Source organism: Acinetobacter sp. YH12128 (assembly GCF_013418655.1).
Taxonomy (GTDB): Bacteria; Pseudomonadota; Gammaproteobacteria; order Pseudomonadales; family Moraxellaceae; genus Acinetobacter; species Acinetobacter amyesii.
Map to the genome: position 1 here is coordinate 1 of NZ_VPBO01000052.1, position 4,587 is coordinate 4,587.

Annotated in this window: 5 protein-coding genes and 2 pseudogenes; 6 read left to right on the forward strand and 1 reads right to left on the reverse strand. The window is 49.7% G+C overall.

The window, feature by feature from the left end; translation table 11 throughout:
- Window positions 1-248 precede the first annotated feature (248 nt).
- Complete coding sequence (locus FTU64_RS16105; protein WP_052928019.1) at window positions 249-641, reverse strand: TraK family protein; 393 nt, start codon at window positions 639-641, stop codon at window positions 249-251.
- Between the two features lie 329 nt (window positions 642-970).
- On the opposite strand from FTU64_RS16105, the gene traJ reads away from it, so the two are divergent.
- The 6 genes and pseudogenes from traJ (at window position 971) to FTU64_RS16130 (ending at window position 4,520) form a co-directional block, all read left to right on the forward strand.
- The gene (gene traJ, locus FTU64_RS16110) at window positions 971-1,345 is read left to right on the forward strand and encodes a conjugal transfer transcriptional regulator TraJ (RefSeq protein ID WP_033472343.1); all 375 of its coding nucleotides are present in this window, start codon (window positions 971-973) and stop codon (window positions 1,343-1,345) included.
- Window positions 1,342-2,217 (forward strand): annotated as a pseudogene (gene traI / locus FTU64_RS16115) (TraI/MobA(P) family conjugative relaxase); the annotation flags it as partial. The gene traJ and the pseudogene traI, both read left to right, overlap by 4 nt.
- Window positions 2,218-2,243: 26 nt before the next feature.
- Window positions 2,244-3,146 (forward strand): annotated as a pseudogene (locus FTU64_RS16120) (TCR/Tet family MFS transporter); the annotation flags it as partial.
- On the forward strand, window positions 3,138-3,323 hold the full coding sequence (locus tag FTU64_RS16530) for a GyrI-like domain-containing protein (RefSeq protein ID WP_233735431.1): 186 nt from the start codon (window positions 3,138-3,140) through the stop codon (window positions 3,321-3,323). The pseudogene FTU64_RS16120 and the gene FTU64_RS16530, both read left to right, overlap by 9 nt.
- Window positions 3,324-3,482: 159 nt before the next feature.
- Window positions 3,483-4,340, forward strand: a complete 858-nt coding sequence (locus FTU64_RS16125) for an SDR family NAD(P)-dependent oxidoreductase (protein WP_120366351.1) — start codon at window positions 3,483-3,485, stop codon at window positions 4,338-4,340.
- A 27-nt stretch (window positions 4,341-4,367) separates the two neighbouring features.
- A complete protein-coding gene (locus tag FTU64_RS16130) occupies window positions 4,368-4,520 on the forward strand; it encodes a hypothetical protein (RefSeq protein WP_180007116.1) in 153 nt (50 codons plus the stop codon).
- The last annotated feature ends 67 nt before the right edge of the window (window positions 4,521-4,587 follow it).

A 4,587-nucleotide genomic window follows, 5' to 3' on the forward strand; every position in this document is an offset into this window, starting at 1 on the left:
GCATGTTCCGCGTCCTTGCAATACTGTGTTTACATACAGTCTATCGCTTAGCGGAAAGTTCTTTTACCCTCAGCCGAAATGCCTGCCGTTGCTAGACATTGCCAGCCAGTGCCCGTCACTCCCACTCAAATGTTAATAGGCCGCCTCTATGAAGGGGGCTGTTTTCGGGGTCGATTTCCAGGGGTTCATTGACACTTGAGGGGCGGGCTATGCCTTCCCTCTTGGCGTCCAATCCGCCCCTTGGGGCGTCAAATCAAGTCCGCTTTGTTCGGGCTGGGGTTGAAGTTGAAGCTGGGAATCTCCCCCGGCTTATGGCTGGCTGATGGTACTGGTTTGGGTGTCGCTGGGGTGGCTTTCTTGGGGGCCGGTTGGGAGGATGCCGGCGGTCTTGCGGTGGCCTTTTCAGGCTCGCCTGGCGACCGAATCAGACTGTTCACATAGCTGATAAAAGCATCATATCCGAAGCTGATTTTCCCTTCATCGTGCAGCGTTTTCCAGATGGCTTTTACCGGCCAGCCATCGGTCAAAGCCTCTTTTATGTCGTCGCGCTGGGCCAGGAAAGCCGCCCGATTCTGTCCTGAACGGGTGGGCTTTTGGGTCTGCATTTGCGCTGCAATGCGCTCTGTAAGCCGTTTAGTCATGCCGATTCTACCGCCTTTTATATGTCGATTTATCCGCGATTTAATGCCGATTCTATCGCTATTAAAGCGATTGTAAGGCGACTAAAGCCAGATTGCACGCCTTATGCGTGGAATCGGCTTGTGTTTGTCGATAAAACGGGTTATAGCCGGTAAATGGTAGTGATGTTAAAGTGGTGGTGAAGCGGGCAGGATGTGTGAAGTAGGCCCACCATGCAAGCATGGTGTTCCTCTTCACTTCCCCTTATTCGCACCTGCGGCGCTCAACGGGAATCCTGCCCTGCGGGGCCATCGGCGGACGCCGGAATAAGAGAACCAGGAGGACGCCAAAGATGGAGGCGACAGAGCAGAAGGTAACGAGAAAAAGCAGCACGCCGATCAAGGTGTATTGCCTGCCGGAAGAGCGGGCCGCCATTGAGGCCAACGCACAAGCGGCTGGCTTGAGTACGTCTGCTTTTTTGCTGGCCGTGGGGCAGGGTTACGCCGTCCAGGGCGTGACCGATTACGAGAACGTGCGCGAGCTGGTGCGGGTCAATGGCGACCTGGGCCGCCTCGGTGGTCTGCTGAAATTGTGGCTGACCGACGATGCCCGAACGGCCCGGTTCAGCGCTGAAACTGTCTTGGGCCTGCTGGCCCGGATTGAGGCCAACCAGGACGAAATGAGCCGATTGATGGAATCTATTGTGCGACCCAGGGCAGCATCATGATTGCCAAGCATGTTGCCATGCGTTCCCTGGGCAAATCAGACTTTGCCGACCTGGCTAAATACATCACCGACGCACAGAGCAAAGACCACCGGCTGGGCCATGTTCAGGTCACGAATTGCGAGGCGCATTCAGTGCGCGATGCCATCACCGAAGTGCTGGCCACCCAGCACATGAACACCAGGGCCAAGGGCGATAAGACCTATCACCTGATTGTCAGTTTTCGCGCCGGCGAGAATCCCGATGCCGACACCTTGAAGGCGATAGAGGAACGGATTTGCCAAGGGCTAGGGTTTGGTGAGCATCAGCGTATCAGCGCCGTGCATAACGACACCGACAACCTGCACATCCACATTGCCATCAACAAGATTCACCCGACCAGGCACACGATGCACGAACCGTACTATCCGCACCTGGCGCTGGCCGACTTGTGCGAGACGCTGGAACGGGACTATGGCCTGGAGGCAGACAATCACCGGCCGCAGCAGCGCGGGGCGGCATCGAGGGCCGCCGACATGGAGCGCCATGCCGGCGTGGAAAGTCTGGTGGGCTGGATCAAGCGCGAATGCCTGGACGACATTAAAGCCGCGCAGTCCTGGACGGAGCTGCACCAGGTCATGCGTGATAACGGCCTGGAGATTACGCCAAGGGGTAACGGGTTGGTGATCCGGGCCGATGACGGCACGATGGTCAAGCCCAGCACCCTGTCCCGCGATCTGTCCAAGCCTGCCCTGGAAAAGCGGCTGGGAGCCTTTGAGGCGTCACCGGATCAGCAGGAGAAGCCGCCCAGGCGGCAGTATCAAAAGAAGCCGGTACGGTCACGCGCTGACACCACCGAGCTTTATGCCAGGTACAAAGTTTTTTATCGCCAACTTATCAATGATAAATAAAAGTCACATCTATGTCAAAATCACTTATAACCGCACTCATTGTTGTCGCGCTTGATGCGATTGGTTTGGGATTAATCATGCCGGTGGTTCCGGCTTTATTAAATGAATTTGTACCGGCAGAGCAAACAGCATTTCACTATGGTGTTTTTTTATCGCTTTATGCGTTTATGCAGGTCTTTTGCGCGCCCGTTTTAGGGCGGTTATCTGACCGCTATGGACGGCGGATTATTTTGCTGGTTTCATTTTTAGGTGCCACGATTGATTATAGCATAATGGCGGCAGCGCCTGTTTTATGGGTGCTTTATATCGGCCGGATTATCTCAGGTGTTACCGGAGCAACTGGTGCAATCGCGGCATCAATTATCGCTGATACAACTAAACAGGAAGAACGTGCGCGTTGGTTTGGTTTTATGGGGGCGTGTTTTGGTGCAGGTATGATTGCAGGGCCTGCTATTGGCGGTGTTCTTAGTGATATATCTGTGCATGCGCCCTTTGTGGCAGGGGCTCTTCTCAATGCAATTGCCTTTTGTTTGGTGGCTTTCTTGTTGCCCAAAACGCCGTCACAACCGCCTGAAGGACAGCCAGCCAAAATCAATTTGTTTGAAGGCTTTCGCTTCAATTTTGCAGTTCAGGGACTTGCCAGCTTTTTTGCGTTGTTTTTTCTTATGCAGCTGATTGGGCAGGCGCCCGCCGCTTTGTGGGTGATTTATGGCGAACAGCGCTTGAATTGGGATATTGGCACAGCAGGTGTGTCGCTGGCCGTTTTTGGTGCAGCACATACATTCGTACAAGCTGTTTTAACCGGCACTCTTTCAAAGCGACTGGGTGACCGCGGTGTGTTGCTGCTTGGAATGGGCGCTGATATGTGCGGGTTTTTATTGCTGGCTTTTATCACGCAAAGCTGGATGGCGGTATTCTCAGGAACGGGTCCTATACCAGGAGCAATTCAAGAATTGCAACAGCAGATTTTTACTGAATGGTTACCAACTTCAGGTTTTGAATATGCTGAATTGCCAGATATCGAATTATATTTAGATGCTAATCCTCAGAATGCACAGTTCCAAATATGGCTCCCGATTCGTGCAAAATAAAAAAGTTGTGGCAAGTTTTTTGCCACAACTTTTTTTGAATAAAATGACTCTTAGTATTTTATAACTGACAATCAGCATATTAGATACTATAGTTGTTGTTGGCCTTTTAATTTGTTATAATCATATTGAGAGTAATTAGGAAAAAAGGAGCGTGGACAGATGACTAGAACGTGGTTTATTACTGGTGGAAGTAAAGGAATTGGTTTTGAGACAGTAAAATTAGTATTAGAAAATGGCGACCAAGTCATTTCTTTTTCTAGAACAGAAGGAAAACTCAGCAGGTTAAAAACAGAATATGGATCTTCTTTGCTGATCTGTTTAGGCGATATTGAAGAACGAGACATGGTAGTAGCCGCTGCTGCTAAGGGAGCAGAAAAATTTAATGGCATCGATATTGCTTTGAGTAATGCGGGAATGATGCTTGGAGGAATGATTGAGGAGACAACAGAAGAAGAGGCGCGTCAGATAATGAATGTAAACTTTTTCGGTTCTCTTTGGACGGCTCAAGCGGTTTCTCCTTTTTTGCGAGACAAATCAGGTCGTTTTATCCAAATGAGTAGTATCGGGGGCATCATGTCTTGGATGACTTCAGGTCTATACAGTGCTAGTAAATTTGCGGTAGAAGGATTGACGGAAGCTTTAGCACAGGAACTGGCTCCTTTTGGTGTTCATGTGACTATTGTTGAACCAGGAGGTTATTGGACAGATCTTTACAAGAAACTGCATAATAGTAAACGCTTGCCGGATTATCAAGAACTGCATCAACAAATGGATGCCTTCGCAAAAGAACAGGAGGGTCAGGCGACAGATAGTGACCCTATATTAGCAGCAAAGACAATCTTAAAACTTGCGGCATTGCCTGAACCACCACTACGTCTAATATTAAGTGATTCTCTTTTTGATGGGGTGATCGAAGCAACGGAAAATAAAATCGCCGGGTGGAAAGCAGAGGAGAGCCTCAGTCGGGAATCAGAAAAATTGATTCCAATGCCTGAAGGGTATTTAGCTGATAAGTAGATGACGACAGGAAAGTGACAATAAAAAATGAAAGAAATCATTGAAGAAATTCAAGCATACAAACCTTTTACACAGCAAGAAGCAAATGATCAAAAACTTTTTCTAAAACAAATACAATTTACGTATAGGAAGAATAAACGCCCTTTTCACCCAAGTCCAACAGCTTTGGACCGCAGTTGACTCTTTCGACACCCCTGCGATGCAACCCAATCCGGCTGACGGGGAGCCAGCAACGCTGAAAATTTAC

Bases quoted from the DNA above. Each gene is read 5' to 3' on its own strand.
- FTU64_RS16105 (WP_052928019.1), bottom strand. From the start codon at position 641: ATGACTAAACGGCTTACAGAGCGCATTGCAGCGCAAATGCAGACCCAA.
- traJ (WP_033472343.1), top strand. From the start codon at position 971: ATGGAGGCGACAGAGCAGAAGGTAACGAGAAAAAGCAGCACGCCGATC.
- FTU64_RS16530 (WP_233735431.1), top strand. From the start codon at position 3,138: ATGGCGGTATTCTCAGGAACGGGTCCTATACCAGGAGCAATTCAAGAA.
- FTU64_RS16125 (WP_120366351.1), top strand. From the start codon at position 3,483: ATGACTAGAACGTGGTTTATTACTGGTGGAAGTAAAGGAATTGGTTTT.
- FTU64_RS16130 (WP_180007116.1), top strand. From the start codon at position 4,368: ATGAAAGAAATCATTGAAGAAATTCAAGCATACAAACCTTTTACACAG.